28 protein-coding genes are annotated in these 24,748 nt (G+C 42.1%); 24 read left to right on the forward strand and 4 right to left on the reverse strand.

Annotated features, from left to right (window positions below):
- From K6V30_RS04635 to folK, 7 genes are read left to right on the forward strand one after another with little or no spacing between them, the layout of a single operon-like run.
- Positions 1-882 (forward strand): cell division protein FtsX, encoded by an 882-nt coding sequence (locus tag K6V30_RS04635; RefSeq protein ID WP_010535955.1) that lies wholly within the window; start codon positions 1-3, stop codon positions 880-882.
- Between the two features lie 49 nt (positions 883-931).
- Positions 932-1,174, forward strand: coding sequence for a DUF3098 domain-containing protein (locus K6V30_RS04640; RefSeq protein WP_055269310.1), 243 nt, complete (start codon positions 932-934; stop codon positions 1,172-1,174).
- A 2-nt stretch (positions 1,175-1,176) separates the two neighbouring features.
- A complete protein-coding gene (locus K6V30_RS04645; protein ID WP_055269311.1) occupies positions 1,177-2,031 on the forward strand; it encodes an undecaprenyl-diphosphate phosphatase in 855 nt (284 codons plus the stop codon).
- Entirely contained in the window at positions 2,031-2,753 is a 723-nt protein-coding gene (gene truB / locus K6V30_RS04650; protein ID WP_010535958.1) for a tRNA pseudouridine(55) synthase TruB, read from the forward strand. The genes K6V30_RS04645 and truB overlap by 1 nt, the downstream gene beginning before the upstream one ends.
- Positions 2,754-2,770: 17 nt before the next feature.
- The gene (queA, locus tag K6V30_RS04655; protein ID WP_010535959.1) at positions 2,771-3,829 is read left to right on the forward strand and encodes a tRNA preQ1(34) S-adenosylmethionine ribosyltransferase-isomerase QueA; all 1,059 of its coding nucleotides are present in this window, start codon (positions 2,771-2,773) and stop codon (positions 3,827-3,829) included.
- A 14-nt stretch (positions 3,830-3,843) separates the two neighbouring features.
- On the forward strand, positions 3,844-4,173 hold the full coding sequence (locus K6V30_RS04660) for a hypothetical protein (RefSeq protein ID WP_010535960.1): 330 nt from the start codon (positions 3,844-3,846) through the stop codon (positions 4,171-4,173).
- A 12-nt stretch (positions 4,174-4,185) separates the two neighbouring features.
- Complete coding sequence (gene folK, locus K6V30_RS04665; RefSeq protein WP_055269312.1) at positions 4,186-4,680, forward strand: 2-amino-4-hydroxy-6-hydroxymethyldihydropteridine diphosphokinase; 495 nt, start codon at positions 4,186-4,188, stop codon at positions 4,678-4,680.
- On the opposite strand, the gene K6V30_RS25270 is transcribed toward folK, so the two are convergent.
- The gene (locus K6V30_RS25270; RefSeq protein ID WP_022302414.1) at positions 4,642-4,833 is read right to left on the reverse strand and encodes a hypothetical protein; all 192 of its coding nucleotides are present in this window, start codon (positions 4,831-4,833) and stop codon (positions 4,642-4,644) included. The genes folK and K6V30_RS25270 overlap by 39 nt on opposite strands.
- A 266-nt stretch (positions 4,834-5,099) precedes the next feature.
- On the opposite strand from K6V30_RS25270, the gene metK reads away from it, so the two are divergent.
- From metK to K6V30_RS04680, 3 genes are all read left to right on the forward strand, one after another.
- Positions 5,100-6,392 carry a methionine adenosyltransferase gene (gene metK, locus K6V30_RS04670; RefSeq protein ID WP_010535962.1) on the forward strand — a complete coding sequence of 431 codons (1,293 nt, stop codon included), beginning with the start codon at positions 5,100-5,102 and terminating at the stop codon, positions 6,390-6,392.
- Positions 6,393-6,756: 364 nt separating this feature from the next.
- Positions 6,757-7,890 (forward strand): Fic family protein, encoded by a 1,134-nt coding sequence (locus tag K6V30_RS04675; protein ID WP_010535963.1) that lies wholly within the window; start codon positions 6,757-6,759, stop codon positions 7,888-7,890.
- Between the two features lie 159 nt (positions 7,891-8,049).
- Complete coding sequence (locus tag K6V30_RS04680) at positions 8,050-8,226, forward strand: hypothetical protein (protein ID WP_010535964.1); 177 nt, start codon at positions 8,050-8,052, stop codon at positions 8,224-8,226.
- A 95-nt stretch (positions 8,227-8,321) separates the two neighbouring features.
- Here K6V30_RS04680 and K6V30_RS04685 read toward each other — a convergent pair whose 3' ends face one another.
- The 3 genes from K6V30_RS04685 to K6V30_RS04695 all read right to left on the reverse strand — a co-directional run bounded on the left by K6V30_RS04685 (position 8,322) and on the right by K6V30_RS04695 (position 11,152).
- Positions 8,322-8,474 carry a hypothetical protein gene (locus tag K6V30_RS04685; RefSeq protein ID WP_010535965.1) on the reverse strand — a complete coding sequence of 51 codons (153 nt, stop codon included), beginning with the start codon at positions 8,472-8,474 and terminating at the stop codon, positions 8,322-8,324.
- A gap of 1,026 nt (positions 8,475-9,500) precedes the next feature.
- Entirely contained in the window at positions 9,501-10,490 is a 990-nt protein-coding gene (locus K6V30_RS04690; protein WP_055271871.1) for an IS30 family transposase, read from the reverse strand.
- Between the two features lie 449 nt (positions 10,491-10,939).
- Positions 10,940-11,152 carry a hypothetical protein gene (locus tag K6V30_RS04695; protein ID WP_138339190.1) on the reverse strand — a complete coding sequence of 71 codons (213 nt, stop codon included), beginning with the start codon at positions 11,150-11,152 and terminating at the stop codon, positions 10,940-10,942.
- Between the two features lie 123 nt (positions 11,153-11,275).
- Here K6V30_RS04695 and K6V30_RS04700 point away from each other — a divergent pair, with 123 nt between their 5' ends.
- The 14 genes from K6V30_RS04700 (at position 11,276) to tyrS (ending at position 24,654) form a co-directional block, all read left to right on the forward strand.
- On the forward strand, positions 11,276-12,925 hold the full coding sequence (locus K6V30_RS04700) for a tetratricopeptide repeat protein (RefSeq protein ID WP_055269475.1): 1,650 nt from the start codon (positions 11,276-11,278) through the stop codon (positions 12,923-12,925).
- Between the two features lie 138 nt (positions 12,926-13,063).
- A complete protein-coding gene (locus K6V30_RS04705; RefSeq protein ID WP_022302535.1) occupies positions 13,064-13,444 on the forward strand; it encodes a DUF3244 domain-containing protein in 381 nt (126 codons plus the stop codon).
- A gap of 33 nt (positions 13,445-13,477) precedes the next feature.
- Complete coding sequence (locus K6V30_RS04710) at positions 13,478-14,458, forward strand: hypothetical protein (protein ID WP_055269474.1); 981 nt, start codon at positions 13,478-13,480, stop codon at positions 14,456-14,458.
- Entirely contained in the window at positions 14,458-15,447 is a 990-nt protein-coding gene (locus K6V30_RS04715) for a thioredoxin domain-containing protein (RefSeq protein ID WP_055269473.1), read from the forward strand. The genes K6V30_RS04710 and K6V30_RS04715 overlap by 1 nt, the downstream gene beginning before the upstream one ends.
- A 24-nt stretch (positions 15,448-15,471) precedes the next feature.
- On the forward strand, positions 15,472-16,482 hold the full coding sequence (locus tag K6V30_RS04720) for a DUF4249 family protein (protein WP_055269472.1): 1,011 nt from the start codon (positions 15,472-15,474) through the stop codon (positions 16,480-16,482).
- A 13-nt stretch (positions 16,483-16,495) separates the two neighbouring features.
- The gene (locus K6V30_RS04725; RefSeq protein WP_055269471.1) at positions 16,496-17,503 is read left to right on the forward strand and encodes a DUF4249 family protein; all 1,008 of its coding nucleotides are present in this window, start codon (positions 16,496-16,498) and stop codon (positions 17,501-17,503) included.
- Between the two features lie 15 nt (positions 17,504-17,518).
- Positions 17,519-19,771 carry a TonB-dependent receptor gene (locus K6V30_RS04730; RefSeq protein ID WP_055269470.1) on the forward strand — a complete coding sequence of 751 codons (2,253 nt, stop codon included), beginning with the start codon at positions 17,519-17,521 and terminating at the stop codon, positions 19,769-19,771.
- A gap of 97 nt (positions 19,772-19,868) precedes the next feature.
- A complete protein-coding gene (locus K6V30_RS04735) occupies positions 19,869-20,456 on the forward strand; it encodes an LOG family protein (protein WP_010535971.1) in 588 nt (195 codons plus the stop codon).
- Positions 20,453-21,175: a DUF4271 domain-containing protein gene (locus K6V30_RS04740; RefSeq protein WP_022301595.1), complete on the forward strand. Its 723-nt coding sequence runs from the start codon at positions 20,453-20,455 to the stop codon at positions 21,173-21,175. The genes K6V30_RS04735 and K6V30_RS04740 overlap by 4 nt, the downstream gene beginning before the upstream one ends.
- Before the next feature lie 4 nt (positions 21,176-21,179).
- Positions 21,180-21,926, forward strand: coding sequence for a uroporphyrinogen-III synthase (locus K6V30_RS04745; protein ID WP_010535973.1), 747 nt, complete (start codon positions 21,180-21,182; stop codon positions 21,924-21,926).
- Positions 21,927-21,931: 5 nt separating this feature from the next.
- Positions 21,932-22,321, forward strand: coding sequence for a ribonuclease P protein component (rnpA, locus tag K6V30_RS04750; protein ID WP_081030821.1), 390 nt, complete (start codon positions 21,932-21,934; stop codon positions 22,319-22,321).
- A 32-nt stretch (positions 22,322-22,353) separates the two neighbouring features.
- Positions 22,354-22,593, forward strand: a complete 240-nt coding sequence (yidD, locus tag K6V30_RS04755) for a membrane protein insertion efficiency factor YidD (RefSeq protein WP_371441472.1) — start codon at positions 22,354-22,356, stop codon at positions 22,591-22,593.
- 27 nt (positions 22,594-22,620) lie between these two features.
- Positions 22,621-23,277 (forward strand): TatD family hydrolase, encoded by a 657-nt coding sequence (locus K6V30_RS04760; protein WP_055269469.1) that lies wholly within the window; start codon positions 22,621-22,623, stop codon positions 23,275-23,277.
- A gap of 84 nt (positions 23,278-23,361) precedes the next feature.
- A complete protein-coding gene (gene tyrS, locus K6V30_RS04765; protein ID WP_010535977.1) occupies positions 23,362-24,654 on the forward strand; it encodes a tyrosine--tRNA ligase in 1,293 nt (430 codons plus the stop codon).
- Positions 24,655-24,748 lie beyond the last annotated feature (94 nt).

The following is a 24,748-nucleotide window of genomic DNA, read 5'->3' on the forward strand; positions in this document are numbered from 1 at the left end:
ATGGGAAATAAAAACAGATATAAGTCGAAGTCACTGTTCGACATGCAATTTATAACGTCCAGTATCAGTACGACATTGGTGTTATTGCTGTTGGGACTGGTCGTGTTCTTTGTGCTCACGGCGCACAACATGTCTGTGTACGTGCGCGAGAATATCAGTTTCTCCATTCTCATCAGTGATGACATGAAAGAGGCGGATATTCTGAAACTTCAGAAGAAGCTGAATCAGGAACCTTTTGTGAAGCAGTCCGAATACATCTCCAAGAAGCAGGCGCTCAAAGAACAGACAGAAGCGATGGGGACAGACCCCGAAGAATTTCTCGGATATAACCCTTTCACGGCCTCACTTGAAATCAAGCTACACTCCGATTATGCCAATTCCGACAGCATTGCGAAGATAGAAAAACTGATAAAGAAGAATTCCAATATACAGGATGTGCTCTACCGGAAAGAGCTGATTGATGCCGTTAATGAAAATATACGGAATATCAGCCTTGTGCTGCTGGCACTGGCGGTGGTGCTCACCTTCATTTCCTTCGCTTTGATCAACAATACAATACGACTTGCCATCTATTCCAAACGATTCCTTATTCATACCATGAAACTGGTGGGTGCCAGTTGGGGATTTATACGGGGGCCCTTCCTGCGTAGAAACGTGTGGAGCGGGATATTGGCGGGTATGCTTGCCGATGCCATATTGATGGGGACTGCCTATTGGGCGGTGACCTATGAGCAGGAGCTGATTCAGGTGATTACTCCGGAAGTCATGCTGATTGTATGCGGCAGCGTATTGGTGTTCGGGGTGATCATAACCTGGCTGTGCGCTTACCTCTCTATCAATAAATATCTGAGGATGAGAGCCAACACGCTGTATTATATTTAGGAGAATAACATATAGTTGGGAATTTAGTAACTTGTAACAAAATAAGCTTATGTCTGACAAACAGAAATTTGCCTTCGATAAAGTGAACTTTATCTTGCTCGCAATAGGAATGGGGATTGTCATTATTGGATTTCTATTGATGACGGGCCCTACATCGTCCGAAACGGTTTTTGAACCGGATATTTTCAGTGTACGCAGAATCAAGGTGGCACCTGTGGTTTGCCTGTTTGGTTTTTTATCAATGATATACGCAGTGTTGCGTAAACCTAAAACACAAAAAACAGAAGAATAAAGATGGGGGATTTAACGACATTTGAGACGATTATTATTGCTATTGTAGAAGGGTTGACAGAGTTTCTTCCGGTTTCTTCTACCGGGCACATGATTATAGCGCAAAACGTATTGGGCGTAGAAAGTACGGAATTTGTAAAGGCGTTCACGGTTATCATTCAGTTTGGTGCGATTCTTTCGGTAGTTTGCCTTTATTGGAAACGTTTCTTCCGGTTGAACCATGCACCGGTGCCGGAGAATACACCTGCCATCAAGCGCTTTCTGCACAAATTTGATTTCTATTGGAAGTTATTGGTCGCTTTCATCCCTGCTGCCGTGCTGGGTTTCTTATTTAGCGATAAAATAGACGAGATGCTGGAAAGTGTAGTGATAGTGGCTGTGATGCTGGTTATCGGAGGCATATTCATGCTGTTTTGCGACAAGATATTTTCGCAAGGAAAGGAAGATACGGTATTGACGGAAAGAAAAGCGTTCAACATCGGTTTGTTTCAGTGCATAGCCATGATACCGGGGGTATCCCGCTCCATGGCTACCATTGTAGGAGGTATGGCGCAGAAACTGACACGTAAGGATGCCGCCGAATTTTCGTTCTTCCTGGCAGTACCGACCATGTTTGCGGCAACCGGATATAAGGTGCTGAAACTCTTCCTCGACGGTGGTACGGAAATTCTGTTCAATAATATGCCGGCACTTATCATTGGCAATGTCGTGGCTTTTGTCGTGGCTTTGCTGGCTATCAAGTTCTTTATAAGCTTTGTGACAAAATATGGCTTTAAGGCATTTGGCTGGTACCGGATTATTGTAGGCGGAACGATCCTGATCATGTTGTTGCTGGGATACAATTTAGAAATTGGCTGATGAATTTTAAAAAAGGAGAAGTACTGTTTTTCAATAAACCTCTCGGCTGGACTTCGTTTAAGGTAGTAGGACACGTCCGTTACCATATCTGCCGCCGGATAGGAGTGAAAAAGCTGAAAGTAGGCCATGCCGGAACGCTCGACCCTCTTGCTACGGGAGTGATGATAGTATGCACCGGTAAGGCTACGAAACGAATAGAAGAATTTCAGTATCACACCAAGGAATATGTAGCCACGCTCCGGCTGGGTGCTACTACTCCCTCGTACGATCTGGAACATGAGATAGACGCCACCTACCCTACCGAACATATCACGCGGGAGCTGGTGGAAGAAACGCTGACGCACTTTCTGGGTGCTATCGAGCAGGTGCCCCCTGCCTTTTCCGCCTGCATGGTGGACGGCAAGCGCGCTTACGAGCTGGCACGTAAAGGCGAGGATGTGGAACTAAAGGCGAAGCAGCTTGTTATTGATGAGATAGAGCTGCTGGAATGCCGTCTGGACGATCCGGAACCGATGATCCGAATCCGTGTGGTGTGCAGCAAAGGGACGTATATCCGTGCTCTTGCCCGTGACATTGGCGAAGCCCTCCACAGCGGAGCTCATCTGACGGGACTGATCCGCACACGTGTAGGAGACGTCCGTCTGGAAGATTGTCTGGACCCGGAGCACTTTAAAGAGTGGATAGACCGGCAGGAAATAGAAAACGACGAAGATAATAATTAACGTAATAAGGAATAGATATGAAGCTATCACAATTCAAATTTAAATTACCCGAGGATAAAATCGCTTTGCATCCTACGAAGTATAGAGATGAGTCGCGCTTGATGGTGTTACACCGTCGTACTGGAGAGATTGAACACAAGATGTTCAAGGATGTTTTGAACTACTTTGATGATAAAGACGTATTTATATTCAACGATACGAAAGTATTCCCGGCACGTCTGTATGGTAATAAAGAGAAGACGGGCGCACGTATCGAAGTATTCTTATTGCGTGAACTGAACGAAGAACTCCGTCTGTGGGACGTACTGGTAGACCCGGCACGTAAAATTCGTATCGGTAACAAGCTGTATTTCGGTGCTGACGACTCGATGGTGGCGGAAGTAATCGACAATACCACTTCCCGTGGACGTACGCTCCGTTTCCTTTATGACGGGCCGCACGATGAGTTCAAGAAAGCTCTTTATGCATTGGGTGAGACTCCCCTGCCCCATTCTATCATCAACCGTCCTGTAGAGCCGGAAGATTCGGAACGTTTCCAGTCCATCTTTGCCAAGAACGAAGGTGCGGTGACTGCTCCGACAGCCAGCCTTCACTTCAGCCGCGAACTGATGAAGCGTCTGGAAATCAAAGGGATCGACTTCGCCTATATCACCCTGCATGCCGGTCTGGGTAATTTCCGTGATATCGACGTAGAAGACCTGACAAAACATAAGATGGACTCTGAGCAGATGATTGTGAATGCAGAAGCCGTAAATACAGTCAATAATGCCAAAGATAAGGGCAAAAACGTGTGCGCGGTGGGTACTACCGTGATGCGCGCTATCGAAAGTGCAGTGAGCACGGACGGCCACTTGAAGGAGTTTGAAGGATGGACCAACAAGTTTATCTTCCCTCCGTATGAGTTTACCGTAGCCAATTCGATGATCTCTAACTTCCACATGCCGCTTTCTACACTGCTGATGATTGTTGCCGCTTTCGGTGGTTACGATCAGGTGATGGATGCCTATCATGTAGCGTTGAAGGAAGGCTATCGCTTCGGTACCTACGGTGATGCGATGCTGATTCTGGACAAATAAGGAAAGGCACGGCCATGAAAATCTGTCCTAAATGCCACGAAGAGGTAGAAGATAGCTTTGAAATCTGCTGGAACTGTAACTACAGTTTCCCGGATGATAAGATATTGGACCTGTCTGCTGTAGAAGAAGCGGACGATAGCGGACGTTCCATCGATTGCCTGCGTTGTCAGGTGAAGATGATCTATTCCGGCAAATATGAGTTTCATGAGGGAATGAATACGGGAGTCTTCGGAAACCTGTTCGAATTGTTCCAGAATCGTGAAGCTTTCGATCTGTATGTCTGCCCCAAGTGTGGCAAGGTAGAGTTCTTTGTTCCATTGAACGAAGAATACCGTTTAAGGTAGAATAGATTTCTAATGGCAAGAGTATATATGAGTCTCGGCACTAATCTGGGAGATAAAGAGAAGAATCTCCGGGATGCCGTGCATAAAATAGAGGAGCAGATAGGGAAAGTGATTTCCCTGTCTGCTTTTTATATGACAGCTCCCTGGGGCTTTGAGTCGGATAACAGCTTTCTGAATGCAGCCGCATGCATAGAAACGGAGTTGCTGCCTCTGGAAGTGCTGCAGAAGACGCAGGAGATAGAGCGTGGACTGGGACGCACACATAAATCAACAGGCGGTGTGTACAGCGACCGCTTGATTGATATCGACCTTTTGATGTATGACGATCTGATACTTTCGGCTACTTCTCCCTCTGGAGCAGAACTGAACCTCCCCCATCCCTTGATGGCGGAACGTGACTTCGTGATGAAGCCGATGGCAGAGATTGCCCCCGAACTGGTGCATCCGGTGCTGGGAAAGACAATGAGCCTACTTCTTTCTCTTCTTATCGGCGATAAACTTAGGTAGATAAGCGATACACCCTACCAATACTGCATATAACAGGTGAATGTCTTGAAATTCAATTTTCAAGAAGTGGCATACAATGGCGTAAATGGCAATCGTAAATCCGATGTAAAGAGCCAATACAAAGATTGTTTTTAGCTTATTATTTAGAATCATGACTTTTCTTGTTTCAGGTAAATAATCCGTTTTATTTCCTGTATATATGTGTTAAACATTGCCCAAAGATAAATATAATCTCCGAATAATACTTATCTTTGTCCCCGAAATGAAAGTGTGGACAGATTTGAGTAGCTTGCAACCACGGAAAAAAATGCTAAAACACGTCTTGTTGACGCCTTTTCGGCAGCATTTCCGCAGCACTCACCTCTTCTCCGTCTTTTCTCATTTCTAGTTCTTAATTTTTAATTCTTAATTTAAGAAAGATGGGATACTTATTTACATCCGAATCGGTGTCAGAAGGACACCCCGACAAGGTAGCCGATCAAATATCGGATGCCGTGCTTGACAAACTGTTGGCTTACGACCCCAGTTCTAAAGTAGCTTGCGAAACACTAGTAACTACCGGACAGGTAGTATTAGCGGGTGAGGTGAAAACTAAAGCGTACGTTGATCTCCAACTCATTGCACGTGAAGTTATTAAGAAAATCGGTTACACCAAAGGAGAGTACATGTTCGAAAGCAACTCTTGTGGTGTTCTTTCCGCCATTCATGAGCAAAGCCCCGATATCAACCGTGGCGTAGAGCGTCAGGACCCGATGGAACAGGGTGCGGGCGATCAGGGTATGATGTTTGGTTACGCTACGAATGAGACGGAAAACTATATGCCGCTTTCACTCGATCTGGCGCACCGTATTCTACAGGTTCTTGCCGACATTCGTCGTGAAGGAAAGGTGATGACTTACCTCCGCCCCGACGCCAAGAGCCAGGTAACGATTGAATATGACGACAACGGAACTCCCGTTCGTATTGATACGATTGTAGTTTCTACCCAACATGACGACTTTATTCAGCCGGCAGACGATTCTGCCGAAGCTCAGCTCAAGGCTGACGAAGAGATGCTGTCTATCATCCGTCGTGATGTTATCGACATCCTGATGCCTCGTGTCATCGCTTCCATCCACCACGATAAAGTGCTGGCACTGTTCAACGATCAGATTATCTATCATGTCAACCCGACCGGGAAATTTGTGATCGGCGGTCCTCATGGAGATACCGGTCTGACAGGCCGTAAGATTATTGTTGATACTTACGGTGGCAAGGGTGCTCACGGTGGTGGTGCTTTCTCCGGAAAGGACCCCAGCAAGGTAGACCGCAGCGCAGCTTATGCAGCCCGCCACATTGCTAAGAATATGGTTGCAGCAGGTGTTGCCGACGAAATGCTCGTACAGGTGAGCTATGCCATCGGTGTAGCGCGTCCTATCAATATCTTTGTCGACACTTACGGACGCAGTCACGTGAATATGACTGACGGCGAAATCGCCCGTGTCATCGACCAGTTGTTCGATCTTCGTCCGAAAGCTATCGAAGAACGCCTGAAACTTCGTAACCCGATCTATCAGGAGACTGCCGCTTATGGTCACATGGGACGTGAGCCGCAGGTGGTATCGAAAACGTTCTTCTCTCGTTATGAGGGCAACAAGACCGTAGAAGTAGAACTCTTTACATGGGAGAAACTGGACTACGTGGATAAGATCAAAGCTGCTTTTGGTCTGTAATTTGTTTGAAATCAGCTTATAGCTTTACAGCTATTTAGTCCATAGTGAGCCGCAATATCATCTCTTCTTAAGCGGGAGAGATGGATTGCGGCTTTTGTTGTTCGGGAGGTTTTACAGGGAATATAGTTATTTGCTGTTTGCAAACAGCAAAATTCAGTTTTATTTGCTGTTTGTAAACAGCAAATGACTATATTTGTATCCCTTTCCGTGAGTTTCTCCTGTTTTATAAGCAGTTGGGGGTTACCTATATAGGAAAGAAAAGCGAGAAAAAATGCTTCAAGAATATATGTCAACAGAAAATGATGTATTGGTGATGACATCAAACAATATATAAAAGCATATCAACTCTGATATATTACATAAAATGCCAAACTTCGACGAATACATCCGTAACGGAGAACCTGACAAGAAAGAAAGGGCTTCGGCTTGGAAAACCGCTATCGGTCTTCAAGCTGTAGATGGTTTGCAGACCTCCGATTATCTGAAAGATACTGCGGTCAAACATATTGAGGGTGATATCAGCATTGATGAAGTGAAAGCACTTATCAATGGATATTACCAATCCAAGACTGTACGCACTCCAAATGATGAAGATACGGAGGAAGCGGACAAGGTTTCTGCCAACATTGCCCGAATCTTGAATGAAAAGTCATTTGCTTTTTCTGTAACCGGATTCACTTCAATTCATCGAAGGCTGTTTGAAGGTGTATTCAAATTTGCAGGTAAAATCCGAGACTATGACATCACAAAGAAAGAATGGGTGCTTCGTGGCGATACCGTATTGTATGTCAATGCAGAAGATTTACGTAGGGCAATAGAGTATGATTTGGAACAGGAAAAAAACTTCTCTTACAAAGGATTGTCTTTAGATAAAGTAGTTGAGCATATTGCAAAGTTCGTTTCAAACCTTTGGCAAATACATCCTTTTGGCGAGGGAAACACCAGAACAACGGCTGTTTTCACCATAAAATATCTGAGGAGCATCGGCTTCGATGTAAACAATGATCTATTTGCCGAACACTCTTGGTATTTCCGCAATGCGCTGGTTCGGGCCAATTACCGCAATGTGCGTAAAGGTATCGAACCGGATATGAGTTTTTTGACTCTGTTTTTCAGAAACTTGATGATGGGCGAACACAATGAATTAAAGAATCGGTATATGGTTGTGAATCCTCCATCTGAATGGGCGGAAGGGCAAAACCCGACAAGTAGCCGACAAGCAGCCGACAAGTACCCGACATGTTCAGCAACAGTACAAGCATTGATTGAAATATTGGCAAAACAGCAACTATCAATCAAGGAAATGCTTGCGGCTATGAATTTGAAAGACCGAGAGAACTTTATGGCAAATTATCTGAATCCTGCAATGAAAGAAGGTTTTGTTGCGATGCTCTACCCTAACAGCCCAAAACATCCTCGTCAGAAATATTTGCTGACAGTAAAAGGATTGACCGTTTACAATTCTAAGAACGAAGAGAATGACAGAAATATGATTTAATGCGACTGGCCATTTTAACCGTTTGGTTAAAATTGAGCTGTTTATAAGCTATGATTGATAAAATCGTTATATTTGTAGTATTACGTTTATGTAGGGCAACATGAACAGCAAGAAATTGATTTTGTCGGAATAAAACAAGGAAAGCGTGTATATATTCAAGTGACCTGTTTGATAGCAGACGAGAAAACAAGAGAACGTGAGTTCGGAAATTTGGTGAATATTCCCGATAACTATCCTAAATATGTGGTCAGCTTGGATGAGTTTAATCAGGGAAGCGAAGTTGCCGGTATCGCACATTTGCATTTACTTGATTTCTTGCGGCTGACAAACCTGTAAGCGAATATTTACTTGTTATATTGGAGCATAAATGGTAAATGGCTATGTTTTCATCTGATTAATTCCTTCCTGATTTCAGTTAACTAAGCCGGCTGTTATTTCGGCAGAAACCAGGCATTATGAAGGGATTGAAGGTCCGGCTTATCAGATTGCTTGCCGTACACCTCTGCCCACAGACGGGCTTCTTCTTCAAAAAAGAGTTCATTGAGACTTTCTTCTGCGGTAGTCAACGTGTTTTCTGTTTCCATAGGATAAAAGTATTAATAAAGGGGCAAAAAAGAACGTTTTCGCCTTTCCCTTTGACTAACACATATAAGGATGCTGGAGGTACATTACATACTCCCCACGGGGGTACGAAACCGCCTATGAGAAGAGTCACAGGCAAAAAGATGCCTGCAACTGGTCAAGAGCAGGATTCCCTGCGCCCCATCATAAAATGTTAGTCGTTGCAAACGATACTATTTTTCAGATCTAAGCAAGAAATGACCGGAGAAATAATTTTCCCGTATCTTCTACATAATGATTAAATATGGATTTCTATTGTCATCTGTCAGCTTTTCACATATAATAGTCTCATAATAAACAGATTACTTCCTGACAATAAGCCCTGACAATAAGCTGACAATAGCAAAAGTTTCATTTTACTGTCAGCTTATGGAGTGAGGGAAGTTTCCGATATATCTCACATTAAAGTGTATCAATATATTTTTTTGCCATCATTTGGCTCTGTCATTCAGACGAATGCCAATGAGAAATGGTCGGCTATGTCATTCAGACGACTGTAAGGAGGAAGAATCTCCTCTTTTGTGTGCGAGAAGAGCCTTCATTTCACACTGTCACCAACACTTCTCCTTTCGTTGTTTCCCGTTCAAGTATACATACGGTTTGTGACAAGCTATCAGAACGGTTGTGCCACCTACGGAAATGATTGTGCCAAACCTCTGAAACGGTTGTGCAAAGTGCTTGGCACAGTTGTGCCAAAGGCTTGTCACAGTCGTGCCAAAGGCGTGGCACAAGCATGCCAAAGGCGTGGCACGAGCAAGGCATACTTACAAAGGGACTCTTATCAAGTAGTCAAGCTGGAATAACAGCATGATACGGCTGACAATAGAATGGACGATTGCTATTGTCAGCCGTATTATCAGGGTGTATTGTCAGGCGATAATTATCTCATTATAAATACTTTGCCTGCTAAAACCTGACAGATGACAATAAAATATTGGTTTTAATCATTATAAAGAAGTTGCTGAATTCAAGTTATAAACGCGACATTCCTATTTAAACTTCTCCATATATTTTTTAAACTGTTTCATATTTTTAAAGGCTATGGCTTCTTTAGGCGACATGAATCCTAGCCTTTTTCTCGGTCTTATATTAATTTCGTATGTAATTTCCTTCAATCTTTCTCCCGTAATATATTTAAACTCTTTGTCTTTAGGTATATACTGTCTAAGTATTCCATTTAGATTCTCATTAGATCCTCTTTCCCATGAATGATATGGTCTTGCAAAGTAAAATTTAATACCCAGTTCTTTTGCAATTTCCATATGCCCTGCAAATTCGCTTCCATTATCGGATGTTATAGTGTGTATATATCCCTTATACGGTTTTAATATGTTAATTGTCGCTGTTGTTACCCACCTTGCTTCTTTACTGGGCAATTTTGCTGTCCATAAAAATCCTGCTTTCCTGTCATTAATGGTCAGAATAGCTCCTTTCTGTCCTTTTCCAATAACTGTATCAATCTCCAAATCGCCCAATCTGCTTCTTGTATCCACAATAGGAGGTCTCTCCGATATACTTGTGCGGTTTTTCACCCAACCACGATCCTTATTCTTGTTCCCTCTCTTTTTATGTTTCCTGCCTCTTCTTCTTAAATACCAGAATAGATTTCCGGCATTTTGTTTGTCTTTCCATATCCACTGATACAGGCGTTCATGAGAAACCATTGGGTAGCCTAAGAGCTTGCATCGTCCACATATTTGCTCAGGGCTGTAATTCAGATCAATCAACATGGTACGAGCATGAGCTTCGACTATATTTGTAAACTTTACGTAACGAGAACGCTGTGATTTGCGTAACTCATACCTATATTGTGCATAATCTCCGTCATACTTGTCGGAAGCCCGCAATTTATTACGACGTAACTCACGATAAATGGTACTACGATGTACACCTAATAAAGAGGCAATATCATCTTTCTTTTTACCTGCTTGCAGATACGCTTCTAATTTGTATCTTTGTCCTTCGGTTAATTGTTTCATCTTGCAACTGATTTGGTAGGAGATTGAGGAGGCAAGATAGGAACTTTATTCCAAGGGAGAAGCAAGATGAAGTTTTTTTTCATCAGCTTCTCTCTAAAATTATGCTTCTACACTAAATTCTCAATCAACTGTCGCATTTATAACTTGAACCCAGGGTTTTAAATGAAGAATGAAAAATTACTGGGTCAGTCCGAAAACCCGGTTTGAGCTCCATACTGAATCGAAATGAATAAATCTCATAAGTCGTTAGTATCTCAAATTCCCCTCCCTTCGGGAAGGAGGGGTGCCCAAAGGGCGGGGTGGTAGGTATACGAACAGCATTGTAAATGAAAGCTTTATGCATTCACCTACCACCTCCCCCTACGGGTACTCCTCCTTCCCGAAGGAGGAGATTTGAGATACTAACGACTTTTCTGTCGGCCCCAATAAAGATACTGCCTACTTTTAATTTAGTTCATTTCTGTTCGGGTTTGAGGCAAACTTGAACAGTTTTGAGGCAAACTCAATCTGGTTATGCGGCAAATGTATCTGTCATCCAGAGGAGTAAAGCGACGAAGGATCTCCTCTCCTATACCCACAAAGAGGAGATTCTTCCTCCCTTTGGTCGTCTGAATGACAGACAGATACGCTTCTGAATGACAGCTACGGTTAATGCTTATCATCTTATCGGTTTTTGCTCAAAACTCATATTTATAATGTGTCCGGTTAATCTTTATTTTTAGCGGTAAAGGTTGTCGTTGTCGTAAAAAAAGATTTTCTTTGCATAACCATAATACAAAACGATAATGGCAGATACACAAATCTATTATTTATTCAAACGTGTGGCTCTCCGATTCTCTATTTTTATCGGTCTTCTTCTGTTATTTCTTTTCTCTTGCACTTCTCAAAAAGAAAATAAGCTGCTGTTGCATGCCGACTCTTTAATGGCTGAGTATCCTGATAGTGCACTGATTTTCCTTGAAAGCATTCCGTTTCCACAAAAGTTATCATGTGCTGATAGAGCATTGTATGCTTTGTTACTGACTCAAGCACGATATAAGAATTATATCACATTGGATGATGATTCATTGATAAAAGTTGCGGTGGATTATTATGGTAAAAAGAAAAGTTTGCGAGCTGCACAAGCTCACTATTACTGGGGAGCTGCCTATCGGGATATGGGACGTATCCCTTTTGCTGTAGATAAGTATTTGGATGCTATTCAGTTAATGCCTGGTGAGAATGAGTTTTTGGCAATGATATATGATAATTTGGCAGAATGTTATGAAGATGAAGACCTATATGATGTGGCAATAGAGTCTTATAGAAAGTCTTATCAGATAGTATGTAGAGATAAAAAATCAATATCTTATCCGTTAAGGGGAATTGCCCATGTATTTTTATTGCAGCATCAATTAGATAGTGCATTGTGTTATTTTCAGAAAGCGTATGATTGTGTTCTGGCAATTCAAGACTCAAGTATGCTTCCGTTGTTGTATAATGACTTTTCAACAATATATTTGGAGAAGAAAGAATACGTTCGGGCAGATGAATATGTTTCAAAAGCCATATCTATGATGCCTTCTGATAACTTAAGTGGAGCTTATCATCTGAAAGGGATGATAATGCTTGGTCTGAACCGACTTGATTCTGCCCGGTATTTTTTTAATAAGTATAAAGATGAACAAGATATTTATGGGGAAGCTGTACGTTATAATGGGCTCCGTGAAGTAGAAAAGCGACTGGGTAACTGGGAAGCTGCAATGCAATATGCGGATGCTTATATGGTTGTTTATGATTCTATCCAGAAATTATCCGATAGACAGAAACTTGATGAATTAATGGATAATCATGAATTGGAGGAGCACAAAAGAATGGTGTCTCAGCAAGAACGGGCTGTGATAGGTTATTTGGTAGGTACCGTTTTTTTTCTTGTGTTAGCAGGTATTTTCTTTTTCATGTGGAATGATAGAAGAAGAAAGAAACGTTATATTGCTTTGCAAAGAGAGCTTATGCAGAAGCGTGTGGACACTATGGAGTTAAGGGAAGAAAAAGCTCTTGAATCTGAGGACGAACGCATAAATAAATTGGTAGAGCTTGGGGAGCATCAGCTAAAACTATGTATGTCCATGTTTGAGGAAACTGAGTGCTATAAGAAACTGCAAGAAATGGAGAAAGCGACTCCTAAACAATTGCTGTCAATGAGTAGTGCTTTTAGAATGGAGATAAATGTAGCGATTCGCGAGGCGTTTATTGATGTAATGGCGAATTTGGAGAAGTGTTGCCCGGCTTTGACTAACGATGATTTATTTTATTGTGTACTCTCATTGATGCATTGCTCAAACAGAGTTATTATAGAATTGATGAATGTATCTTCGGATGCTCTTAAGATGCGGAAGAGCCGTATTAAGGGTAAGTTGAGAGAAGATATATTTAAATACATATATTTGGATTGATAATCAGTACGTTATTGATGTTTTGTTACTGCCTGTTACCTCTTGTTGGGAGGGCTGTTACCGTTGTTACCTCATAAAAATGGCTTTTTCCATTATACTTGTGTACTTTTGAAACAAGATTTTTAAAACACAATTATTATGAGAACAAAGCTTCTATTTTTCTTCTTCTTATTAATGTTGCTTCAAGTAAACATGAGTACTTCTGCGATGGTTCTGAAAGACGCACATCGGATAATGCTAAAGGATATCAAGGCGTCAGGATCTCATCGCTCAATGCCTGTCCTCCCTACTGCTTTCATTGACGGATCATTACTATCGGTCGATTTTCTTTCTGCTGTAACTTCTGCGGCAGTTACAGTAAGGAACTCTGCAACAGGTGAAATAGTCTATTCATCTGTAGAAATGAATGTAACTACACTTCGGATTGATCTCACAGGAAAGAGTGCCGGCGAGTATTCTTTAGAGATTGGTATCGGCGATACGATTTTGTCAGGTGATTTTCTTCTTGAATATGAATAAAAAACTTATGGTGGTGGTTAACCGTACAACACGATGAAAAGGAACATTTTTATCGCATTAGCTGCATTCGCAATATGCAGTTCATGTAGCGACAGCTATTATTTACCGGAGACTGAGCAGGATTTGGCTCAATTGAATAGCGAGTATGATGACGTTAAGGCTAAAGAGGCTGATGACGAGGGAGAAAAGATCGAGACTTTGGCTAGTGAAGCTGAGATTCAAGCATCTATGGATGAGTATAAGGCAGAACTGATGAATCGTGAGTCTGTGGCTAAAGAGAGAGTGATGAGAGATGTGTATGCAGCAAAGGGGGGTGTTGTTGGTGTATTTAAAATCAGTAGCTGTGGTACATACAAAGAACTCAGAATATCTATGGATTGTGAGGATAAGAGAGATAATTCGTATACTACGGGAAATGTAGGTGCTACTTATATTGAAAATGGTAATGTTAATTTTGTTTTCTGCTTAACAAATGCAAGTCGTTATTATCCTGGAGGCGTATTGCTTGTGGATCATATAAATTATAATTTGACGTTGACTCAAGAATATCGTAGGGAAAATCGCCAAATGGATGTTATTGTTTGTCATCACGATACGGAGGATAATAATCCATCTAACTCTTTATTTAGTGATGATAATTATTATAATGATATAAATCATTTTATGGGTTATACGAAAATTGATAACGATGTTACACTAGCTTGGGGATTCCCGTCTAATGGAGCTCCTTTTAGTATTGCCAATTATTTTGGTCCTGCTGGTATACAATATGGTTTATTATCGACTACCAATGCTGCAACAGGAACGATTCATTGTGATGATGAAGATAGCAATAATAAGAATTGGGTGCAAAGATATAATCTTGGATATACTTTAGATAATAGTTTTAATGAGTCTGTAGCATTAAATGATTTTGGGATTACTGAAAATGGAAATACGACCTATTCAATATCTTTAAGTACAGATGCTAAATTTAGTAAAAATAATAGATTTTATCCCTCTCGTTTATATTGATGAAACAATTATTATACATATGTTTGCTTCTGTTGCTATTTTCTTGCTCCCATGCGAATAAGGAGATAGTGGCAGAAGTGAATGACGAAACTATTCTTTTATCAGATCTGTCGGAAGCAAGTAAACAGGAACTTTTTGATTTATTGAATATGGCTTATGAAATAAAATCAAAAGTATTGGACGATCTGATAAAGATGAAACTATTGGAGAAAGAAGCTAAAAAACAAAACATGACTATTGAGCAATATTTGGAAATGTATGTGGATATGAGAACAGGTACTAACTTAGATAGTATCAAGGCGCTTTATGGATTGGCTGATAATCAGGTAAATGTAGTAAGAAGTCAATTGTATGGCTCCTCTCAAAAAACGATGGAGGGGGAACTTGCTCTGAAAAACAAGCTCCGTTCAATATTTGTCCAACAGTTAGTTGATTCATTGTATAGCAAAGCAAGTATCAAGAAGTATATCTTTCCTCCCAAACAACCTAAATGCGTAATAGCCGACTTATGTGTCTATTATAGAGGAAACATGGATGCTTCTGTTAGCTTTATTGTAGCTTCTGATTTTACTTGTGAACGCTGTGTGGCGTTTGAGCGTACATTACAACGCATTTATGATAAATATAAAGATAGAGTAAAGTTTGGTTTTGTCAGTTTTGGTGATTCCCCTACCCTTCCTGCATTAGCTTGTGAGGCAGCTGGTCAGCAAAATAGATTTTGGGATTTTCATGATGCTATTTTTGCATATGAAGGAGTTGCTGATTCCACTTACATATTTAATCTGGCAAGAAGCAATAACTTAGATATGACGCGATTTAAGCGAGATTTACTTTCGTCCGAGAACTACGAGACGCTGGACAAAACTATCAATGATTTGGTGAATCGAGGAATTTTTGCAACTCCTACTATCATCATTAATGATCGTCTTGTATACATGACTAATTCGTATGAAGAACTATCCAGACTTTTAGAATATGAATTGAAGTAGAAACTGAAAAACCTATAACTGACTATGAAGAAATCTATATGTTTTCTTTTTGCTATAAAATTAGGAATTTGTTTCTTTTGTTTTTTCTTCCTTTCCTGCGAAGAAGAATTTAAAGTCGATATGCCTGACAATATAGCCAATGGAATTGTCTTTCGCGGACTTATCTCAAGTGGGCCTCCTCCTTATTTTTTTCAACTGACTAAGCCGGCTGCTATGTCGGCAGAGAAGTATTATTATGAAGGGATTGAAGATGCCGAGATTGTGATAGAAGATGTCACGGCAGGAATTAAAGATACTCTCCAGTTACTAATTCCTCAAGAAGAAGAAGGCTCTTCTTATGTGGAATTGCATTATTACAATTACAGGACTCAGAAAATGGAATATGAGCCATTAGGTAACGGGCGGTATAGGGGACGTGGAGTATATATAACTACAAAAATGTATGGTATAGAAGGGCATACCTATACATTAGATATCTATTATAAGGGAGAACATCATACAGCCACAGAAACAATGATCCCTAAGACTGAAATAACAGATTTGAAAGTGCAGAGTTTTGATTTAGGAGAAGGAAAAACGGCATCTTGGGCTCCTATTATCAGTTTTGTCAATCAACCGGAGATCGACAATTATTATCTATTCCATGTGAAGGAATATTCTTCTTTGACATTCCCGGTTTCATCTATTCATTACTTATTTTGGGCTGATGAAAATTGGAGATATTCCATTCTGAGTGATGAACATTTGGGCGATACAGTAGCGGACCTTCTTGTGAGTGATGGTGAGGGGGTGAGGAATATTGCGCCTGGGTCGCATTATCCAGTCATTGGTGATTCTGTATTTATCACAATGGAGTCAATATCCAAAGCATGCTATGATATTTATGATAAGGCTATTGGGCAACTTCGGACAGATGGAGGTGCATATACCCCTACTCCCACCAGTGTGGAAAGCAATATTAGTGGTAACGTGTGGGGAATCTTTCGGGTGAGTGCTTATTCTGAGAAAGGGATGTTTGTAGATAGAAGACATTAAAATGAAATAGCTAATGAAGAAACCTGTATATATTAACTATATTGCCAGCTGGGGGATTGGCTTCCTTTGTCTTTTTTTCTTATCCTGCGAAGAAGAGTTTAAAGTCAACATGCCTGATAATGTAGCTGATGGCATTGTTTTCCGAGGGCTTATTTCAAACGGTCCTCCTCCTTATTTTTTTCACTTGAATAAGCCTGCTGCTATTTCTGCAGAAAAGTGGCATTATGAGGGTATTGAAGATGCGGAAGTAGTTATAGAGGACGTGACAGCAGGAATTAAAGATACGCTCCGATTGATAGTACCTCGCAAAGGGGATGGCGTTTTCTATTTAAATTACTGGAATTATCGTACTCAGAAAGAGGAAGAGGTTATGATGAGCTCTCAAGAGTGGCTTAGGGGGCATGGAATATATGTGACTACAAAGATCTATGGCATTGAGGGACATACCTATATGCTGGATATTTATTATAAAGGAGAGCATCACACAGCTACAGAGATAATGGTTCCTAAAACTGAAATAACAGATTTGAAAGTACAGAGTTTTGATTTAGGAGAAGGAAAAACGGCATCTTGGGCTCCTATTATTAGTTTTGTCAATCAGCCGGAGATAGATAATTATTATCTGTTTCATGTGGATGGGCATTCTTCTTTGACGTTTCCTATCTCATCTATCTATCGGTTATTTAGAGCTGATGAACATTGGTCTTATTCTATCCTGAGTGATGAACATTTGGGCGATACAGTAGTTGATCTTCTTGTGAGTGACGGAGAAGGCGTGAGGAATATTGCTCCCGGGTCGCATTATCCAACCATTGGTGATTCTGTATTTATCACTATGGAATCTATATCTAAAGCATGCTACGATATTTATGATAAGGCTATTGAGCAACTTCGGACGGATGGAGGTGCATATACCCCTACTCCCACAAATGTAGAAAGTAATATTAGCGGTAACGTGTGGGGTATTTTTCGGGTAAGTGCTTATTCAGAGAAAGGAATATTTATAGATAGAAGACATTAACATATAATATTGTATATGAAGAAACTGGTCGTTTACATATTCCTGTTTGTGCTTTTTTGTTTCGGTCCTTTTTCAGAGCTATTGGCACAGACATTGGTTGTGAGAGGGCGCGTCGTTGATGGGCAGACCGGAGAGATTTTGTCTGATGCCAATGTTTTTGATTATACATCGGGTGTTGGAGTTTCTACAAATTCGTATGGTATGTATTCGTTAAGTCTTGAAAAAGGGAAACGAATTATTCACTGTTCCGTTTTAGGCTATGTTACGCAGACAGATACTTTGAATATAACCTCAGATAGAGTTTTGAACTTTGCCCTTCAGCCAGGCAATTATCAACTAAAGGATGTGGAAGTAGTGGCAGACCGTAGGCATACCGGGCAGTTTCGGTTAGGGCAGAAGGATATACAGGCTCTGCCGACAGTAGGTGGTGAGCCCGATTTGTTGAAGTCTCTACAATTCCTCCCTGGAGTTGCTAGTGGAAATGAAGGAGCGAATAATATCTCTGTGCGTGGCAGTAACCAATGGGGGAACTTGGTTCTGCTTGATGAAGCTATCGTCTTTAATCCTAATCATGCCCTTTCGTTTTTCTCTGCGTTCAATAATGATGCGGTGCAAAGTGTGAATCTGTATAAATCGTATTTCCCGCTGAACTTTGGTGGACGGGCTTCTTCAGTGATTGATGTACGGATGAAAGAGGGCAACAATAAAGAATGTAAAAGAATGGCTACAGTCGGGTTGGTTGCCTCCAAAGTCATGTTCGAAGGCCCGTTGGAGAAGGATAAAAGTTCCTATCTGGTTGCCGGTAGATTTGCTTATCCCGGGCTAACTTGCAGTTTGTTGGGAAATAAGCTTGCACCAGATCCACAGATGTACTTTTACGATGTAAACGCAAAGATTAATACGATTATTAACGACCGTAATCGGATTTATTTCTCAGTATATGCAGGTGGCGACCATACTGTTTTTGACCGGTTTGTTCGGGGATATGGAATGGATTGGGGAAATGCTACATCTACTTTCCGTTGGAATCATGTACTTAACCATAAGACTTATGCTAACTTGAGTGCTATCTTTAGTAATTACTATTATCGCTATAAGAATTATTCGGATGGGTTGCATTATTTGTGGAAGTCAAATGTGCAATCTTATCAACTGAAGTATGATATGGAGCATACTGCTTCCCGCAATCTGAAAATAAAAGCTGGAGGAGCGCTGCATTTTTTTACTACAAGACCGGGCAGTCTTGATAACTATGGTGGCTTCACTCATGTGGTCCCTTTTCGGATGGACCGGAGGAAAATGCTGGATATAGCGCTTTATGGAGAAATCGAGTATCGGTTTGCTTCCCGTTTTCAATTAAATGGAGGGATTCGGCTATCTGCACTTCGTACCCCTTCAGGTCCCGGTTATGAAGCAAAGACATTTATCGTTCCCGAACCGAGAGCGGAACTTTCTTATGATCTGAATCATAACAACCGTTTGAATATATCTTTCAATCAGGCTTCGCAGAACCTGCACATGCTTTCTAATTCTTCTGTTGGTATCCCATCGGATATGTGGATTCCAGCCAATGGGAATCTGGAACCTGAAGTGATGAGGCAGTTGGCTGCCGGATATGAATGGAACAAGGCAGATCGGCAGTATACGTTTTCCGTGGAAGCCTTCTATCGAAAGTCAGATCATATCATTGATTTTAAAGATAATGTCAACATCTTTATGAATAATTTGATTGAGAAAGAGGTAGAACAAGGAGAAGCTGAAAGTTATGGAGTGGAATTTTATCTCTCCAAGAACAGAGGAAATCTGACGGGTTGGGCAAGCTATACACTTTCTCACGCTCGCAACCGACTGGCTAATATAAAGGACACAGAATATCGTCCGGTGTATGACAGACCTCATAATTTGAAATTGTTTTTGAACTACAATATCAATAAACGATGGTCGTTAGCTTCTACTTTCTCTTATTGTTCGGGGATGAATTTGACTCTTCCGGTTGGTAAATATGAGTTTCAAGGTGCTCTTTTGTATATTTATAGTTCTAGAAATGGTTATCGTGCACCTGCTTACCATCAATTGGATTTATCAGCAGTCTATCGTATGAAAAAAGGAACTCTTACTTGTTCAATTATTAATCTTTATAACAGGAAGAATGTATTTTCTATTTATGCAGGGCGTGGAGATGTACATTATTCTATGGATGCCGCGAAAACATATAAAATCTATCTTTACGGGATAGTCCCATCCATAACCTATAGCTTTGAATTTTAAAAAATCAAACCGAAACATAAATTGCACATTCATTTTGATATGTATATGATTTCTTTGTACTTTTGTACCCATTCATCCAGTAAACTTGCAAAAGACAATGAATCAGATACATTCCGTATGCGTGTACAGCGCATCCAGCACTAAGATAGCCTCCGTATATTTTGAAGCAGCCGAAAAGCTCGGCAGCCTGCTTGCCAAACAGCATATCCGTCTGATAAATGGTGCCGGAAGTATCGGACTGATGCGATCCGTAGCCGATGCAGTGTTGGAGAATGGCGGTGAAGTGACCGGAGTTATCCCCCACTTCATGGTAGAGCAAAACTGGCATCATACAGGTCTGACGGAACTGATCGAAGTCACTTCCATGCACGAACGCAAGCAGAAGATGGCGAATCTGAGCGACGGCATCATTGCGTTGCCGGGTGGATGCGGCACTCTGGAGGAGTTGCTTGAGATTATCACATGGAAGCAGCTTGGACTGTATCTGAACCCGATTATCATTCTGAATGTAAACGGCTTCTTTGATCCGCTGCTCGAAATGCTCGAACGGGCGATAGAAGAAAACTTCATGCGCCGGCAGCACGGTGATATATGGAAAGTAGCACGAACACCGGAAGAAGCGGTGGAGCTGCTTCAGACAACTCCCGTATGGGACGCTTCTATCCGTAAATTTGCAGCGATATGATAGCCGCTATACTAAACTCCGGATTTGAGGGAACCCCCATCTCCTACTCTCCCCGCACGGATGATGTGATTGCGCTGACCTTGCTCGCCTGTTTCTTTCTGTCCTCCATCGCTCTGGCACGCGGAAAGAAGTTTCTCACGCAGCAAGTGAAAGACTTTGTGCTGCATCGCGAACGGACAAGCATTTTTGATAGTTCTACGGCAGCCGATGTGCGCTACCTCCTTGTGTTGGTAGTACAGACCTGTGTGTTGACGGGTATTGTGTTCTTCAATTATTTTCATGATACTTGCCCGATGCTCATGACCAGGGTCTCCCCTCTCCTACTATTGGGGATTTATGTCGGCTTCTGTCTGGCCTATTTTTTACTAAAATGGTTACTTTATATGTTCCTTGGGTGGGTGTTTTTTGACAAAAACAAGACAAATATGTGGCTGGAGTCTTACTCTACACTCATATATTACGTCGGATTTGCCCTTTTTCCCTTTGTTCTTTTTCTGGTTTATTTCGATCTGAATCTGACCAATTTAGTGATAATCGGACTAATTATTCTAATTTTCACTAAAATATTGATGTTTTATAAGTGGATAAAGCTTTTTTTTCATCAATTAAGTGCGGTTTTCCTATTAATTTTGTACTTTTGCGCTCTTGAAATCATACCCTGTCTGCTACTCTATCAGGGAATGATTCAGGTAAACAATGTATTGCTAATAAAAATTTAGGACGTTGAAAATTAAAAAAGTACTAGTCTCGCAGCCTAAGCCTGCGTCAGAGAAATCTCCCTATTACGACATAGCAGAGAAATATGGCGTAAAAATAGATTTCCGACCGTTTATAAAGGTCGAGAGTCTTTCGGCGAAAGAATTCCGGCAACAGAAAGTTTCAATTCTTGATCACACTGCCGTTATATTCACCTCCCGTCACGCAATCGATCACTTCTTTAATTTGTGCACGGAACTGCGTGTAGCTATTCCGGAAACAATGAAGTATTTTTGTGTCACGGAAGCGGTTGCATTGTACATTCAGAAATATGTGCAATATCGCAAACGTAAAATCTTCTTCGGTGCTACCGGAAAGATTGAAGATCTGGTGCCATCTATCGTAAAGCATAAAACGGAGAAATATCTCGTCCCTATGTCGGACGTGCACAATGATGATGTGAAAAACCTGCTCGACAAGAATCATATACAGCACACAGAAGCTGTGATGTATCGCACCGTGAGCAACGACTTCACGTCGGATGAGGAATTTGATTATGACATGCTCGTGTTCTTCAGCCCTGCAGGAGTGACTTCTTTGAAGAAAAACTTCCCGGACTTTGATCAGAAAGAGATCAGAATCGGTACCTTCGGATCGACTACCGCGCAAGCTGTACGCGACGCCGGACTCCGTCTGGACCTTGAAGCACCAACAGTGCAAGCTCCCTCAATGACGGCTGCGCTCGACATGTTTATCAAGGAAAACAATAAATAAACAGAGTGAGCGTATATACTTTGTGTAAAGCCGAAAGGCTGAATAGTAAAATATTGATCGGAAAGATGTTCGAAGGCGGCAATTCCAAGTCGTTTTCCATCTTTCCGATACGTGTTGTATATATGCCCATAGAACAGGGGGAAGCACCCGCCACGATACTGATCAGCGTTTCGAAGCGGCGTTTCAAACGGGCTGTAAAGCGCAATCGGGTGAAACGGCAGATACGCGAAGTCTACCGGAAGAACAAACTGCAACTGCTGGACGATCTTCAAAGCAGGGGGCAGCGTCTCGCAATCGCCTTTATCTATCTGTCGGACGAGCTTGTTGCTACTGCCGAACTGGAAGAGAAAATGAAGATAGCGCTTTCGCGCATTTCTGAAAAGTTATCCTCATGAAACCCCATGTTTGCCGGATATCCGCCTGCTGGATGTCCTTGAGAAGCATTGTGAGGAAGGTGTTGTCATTCTTGCTACTAATTCCCATCTATTTTTACCGGGCATGTATTTCGCCCCTTACTCCTCCCTCTTGTCGGTTTACGCCTACCTGCTCGGCTTATGCGGTCGAAGCCATCAAGAAACACGGACCCTTCAAAGGACTTTATCTGACTGTCCGGCGCATTCTCCGGTGTCATCCGTGGGGTGGTTCCGGCTATGATCCGGTACCTTAGAAACGATTTACCCAAAGAATGAGAGAGATGGAGAAAAATGCAAGTCATATTCTGGATATTCATACTCACAAGTCGGAGGAGGCTTCTCACGGCAGGGCGATTATCAACTATCAGTTGCCGGTAGGGGGCGCATTGTGCCTGTCGTCCTTCTATTCGGCTGGCATTCATCCCTGGCAACTGACAGAACGGGATGCGGAAGAACAGCTTGCGTATCTGCAGAAACTGCTTGTGGAAGGGCGGTTGGTGGCGGTAGGAGAGGCGGGGCTTGATAAGCTGACGGCTGCTCCGATGGAACTTCAGGTCAGGATATTGGGAAAGCAGGTGGAATTGTCGGAAAAGTACCGGTTGCCGTTGATTATTCATTGTGTGAAGGCGATGGAGGAATTATTGGCGGTAAAGAAGGAGCTTCGACCGGTTCAACCCTGGATTTGGCATGGCTTTCGCGGAAAACCACAACAAGCAAGGCAGTTGATGGAAAATGGCATATATCTTTCTTTCGGCGAGCATTATCCGGAACAGACAGTGAGGACGATGCCTGTCGACTGTATGTTTCTGGAGACGGATGATAGTCCGGTTGACATTGAGGAAGTGCTGCACCGGGTAGCAAGAACACGAGGCACGGATGTGGAAGAGTTGCGGCAGGCGATTCGGGAAAATATCCAAAAAGTCTTTTTTAGGCGTTAAGAGTTGTATCTTCCGAGAAAGAGTCGTACTTTTGTCGCACATGGAATTGAAAGACAATAAAAACTTAATAAAAAGAGTAATACGATGAATTTTGTAGAAGAATTGAGATGGCGTGGCATGCTGCAGGACATCATGCCGGGAACGGAAGAGTTGCTGAACAAAGAGCAGGTGACTGCCTATTTGGGTATCGACCCGACTGCCGATTCACTACACATTGGTCACCTTTGTGGAGTGATGATCCTTCGTCATTTACAACGCTGCGGCCATAAACCGCTGGCACTCATCGGTGGCGCTACAGGTATGATTGGCGACCCTTCCGGAAAATCGGCAGAACGTAACCTGCTGAATGAGGAAACATTGCGTCACAATCAGGCATGTATCAAAGAACAGCTTGCCAAGTTTCTCGACTTCGAGTCGGATGTGCCTAACCGTGCTGAATTAGTGAACAACTATGACTGGATGAAAGAGTTTTCTTTCCTTGACTTTGTTCGCGAAGTGGGCAAACACATCACTGTAAACTATATGATGGCAAAGGACTCTGTAAAGCGTCGTCTGAACGGAGAAGCACGTGATGGATTGTCATTCACCGAATTTACTTATCAGCTGCTTCAAGGCTACGACTTCCTTCATCTATATGAAACCAAGGGTTGTAAACTTCAGATGGGAGGCTCCGACCAGTGGGGAAATATCACTACCGGAGCGGAACTGATCCGCCGTACCAATGGGGGAGAGGTGTTCGCGCTGACTTGCCCGTTGATCACGAAAGCTGACGGCGGTAAATTTGGTAAAACCGAATCCGGAAATATCTGGCTGGACCCCCGCTATACGTCTCCATATAAGTTCTATCAGTTCTGGCTCAACGTGAGCGACTCTGATGCTGAACGCTATATCAAGATTTTCACTTCAATCGAGAAGGAAGAAATAGAAGCACTGGTTGCCGAACACCAGCAGGCTCCGCACTTGCGTGCTTTGCAGAAACGTCTGGCGAAGGAAGTGACTGTCATGGTTCATTCCGAAGCAGATTACAATGCAGCAGTAGATGCGTCTAATATACTGTTCGGTAATGCTACTTCCGAATCGCTGCGTAAATTGGACGAAGATACGCTGCTGGCTGTATTCGAAGGGGTGCCTCAGTTCGAAATCTCTCGTGACGCTCTGGCGGAAGGAGTGAAGGCTGTTGACCTGTTTGTTGATAACGCGGCTGTATTTGCCTCGAAAGGTGAAATGCGTAAGCTGGTTCAGGGCGGTGGCGTATCGTTGAATAAAGAGAAACTGGAAGCCTTTGACCAGGTAATTACGACTGCTGACCTGCTTGACGAGAAATACCTGCTTGTTCAGCGTGGTAAAAAGAACTATTATCTGCTGATTGCGAAGTAAAATTCAGCAATTTGCAGGGTGGCAAAGTAAAAAAGTAAACGAAATATTTGGAGGTTTGCTCGCAAACCTCTATCTTTGCACCGCTTTTTAACAG

Origin of the sequence: Bacteroides faecis (assembly GCF_020091505.1) — a bacterium.
GTDB lineage: Bacteria > Bacteroidota > Bacteroidia > Bacteroidales > Bacteroidaceae > Bacteroides > Bacteroides faecis.

What these genes read in the sequence shown, in the direction of transcription:
- K6V30_RS04635 (WP_010535955.1), top strand. Translation starts at nt 1, where the DNA reads ATGGGAAATAAAAACAGATATAAGTCGAAGTCACTGTTCGACATGCAA.
- K6V30_RS04640 (WP_055269310.1), top strand. Translation starts at nt 932, where the DNA reads ATGTCTGACAAACAGAAATTTGCCTTCGATAAAGTGAACTTTATCTTG.
- K6V30_RS04645 (WP_055269311.1), top strand. Translation starts at nt 1,177, where the DNA reads ATGGGGGATTTAACGACATTTGAGACGATTATTATTGCTATTGTAGAA.
- truB (WP_010535958.1), top strand. Translation starts at nt 2,031, where the DNA reads ATGAATTTTAAAAAAGGAGAAGTACTGTTTTTCAATAAACCTCTCGGC.
- queA (WP_010535959.1), top strand. Translation starts at nt 2,771, where the DNA reads ATGAAGCTATCACAATTCAAATTTAAATTACCCGAGGATAAAATCGCT.
- K6V30_RS04660 (WP_010535960.1), top strand. Translation starts at nt 3,844, where the DNA reads ATGAAAATCTGTCCTAAATGCCACGAAGAGGTAGAAGATAGCTTTGAA.
- folK (WP_055269312.1), top strand. Translation starts at nt 4,186, where the DNA reads ATGGCAAGAGTATATATGAGTCTCGGCACTAATCTGGGAGATAAAGAG.
- K6V30_RS25270 (WP_022302414.1), bottom strand. Translation starts at nt 4,833, where the DNA reads ATGATTCTAAATAATAAGCTAAAAACAATCTTTGTATTGGCTCTTTAC.
- metK (WP_010535962.1), top strand. Translation starts at nt 5,100, where the DNA reads ATGGGATACTTATTTACATCCGAATCGGTGTCAGAAGGACACCCCGAC.
- K6V30_RS04675 (WP_010535963.1), top strand. Translation starts at nt 6,757, where the DNA reads ATGCCAAACTTCGACGAATACATCCGTAACGGAGAACCTGACAAGAAA.
- K6V30_RS04685 (WP_010535965.1), bottom strand. Translation starts at nt 8,474, where the DNA reads ATGGAAACAGAAAACACGTTGACTACCGCAGAAGAAAGTCTCAATGAA.
- K6V30_RS04690 (WP_055271871.1), bottom strand. Translation starts at nt 10,490, where the DNA reads ATGAAACAATTAACCGAAGGACAAAGATACAAATTAGAAGCGTATCTG.
- K6V30_RS04695 (WP_138339190.1), bottom strand. Translation starts at nt 11,152, where the DNA reads ATGATAAGCATTAACCGTAGCTGTCATTCAGAAGCGTATCTGTCTGTC.
- K6V30_RS04700 (WP_055269475.1), top strand. Translation starts at nt 11,276, where the DNA reads ATGGCAGATACACAAATCTATTATTTATTCAAACGTGTGGCTCTCCGA.
- K6V30_RS04705 (WP_022302535.1), top strand. Translation starts at nt 13,064, where the DNA reads ATGAGAACAAAGCTTCTATTTTTCTTCTTCTTATTAATGTTGCTTCAA.
- K6V30_RS04710 (WP_055269474.1), top strand. Translation starts at nt 13,478, where the DNA reads ATGAAAAGGAACATTTTTATCGCATTAGCTGCATTCGCAATATGCAGT.
- K6V30_RS04715 (WP_055269473.1), top strand. Translation starts at nt 14,458, where the DNA reads ATGAAACAATTATTATACATATGTTTGCTTCTGTTGCTATTTTCTTGC.
- K6V30_RS04720 (WP_055269472.1), top strand. Translation starts at nt 15,472, where the DNA reads ATGAAGAAATCTATATGTTTTCTTTTTGCTATAAAATTAGGAATTTGT.
- K6V30_RS04725 (WP_055269471.1), top strand. Translation starts at nt 16,496, where the DNA reads ATGAAGAAACCTGTATATATTAACTATATTGCCAGCTGGGGGATTGGC.
- K6V30_RS04730 (WP_055269470.1), top strand. Translation starts at nt 17,519, where the DNA reads ATGAAGAAACTGGTCGTTTACATATTCCTGTTTGTGCTTTTTTGTTTC.
- K6V30_RS04735 (WP_010535971.1), top strand. Translation starts at nt 19,869, where the DNA reads ATGAATCAGATACATTCCGTATGCGTGTACAGCGCATCCAGCACTAAG.
- K6V30_RS04740 (WP_022301595.1), top strand. Translation starts at nt 20,453, where the DNA reads ATGATAGCCGCTATACTAAACTCCGGATTTGAGGGAACCCCCATCTCC.
- yidD (WP_371441472.1), top strand. Translation starts at nt 22,354, where the DNA reads ATGTCCTTGAGAAGCATTGTGAGGAAGGTGTTGTCATTCTTGCTACTA.
- K6V30_RS04760 (WP_055269469.1), top strand. Translation starts at nt 22,621, where the DNA reads ATGGAGAAAAATGCAAGTCATATTCTGGATATTCATACTCACAAGTCG.
- tyrS (WP_010535977.1), top strand. Translation starts at nt 23,362, where the DNA reads ATGAATTTTGTAGAAGAATTGAGATGGCGTGGCATGCTGCAGGACATC.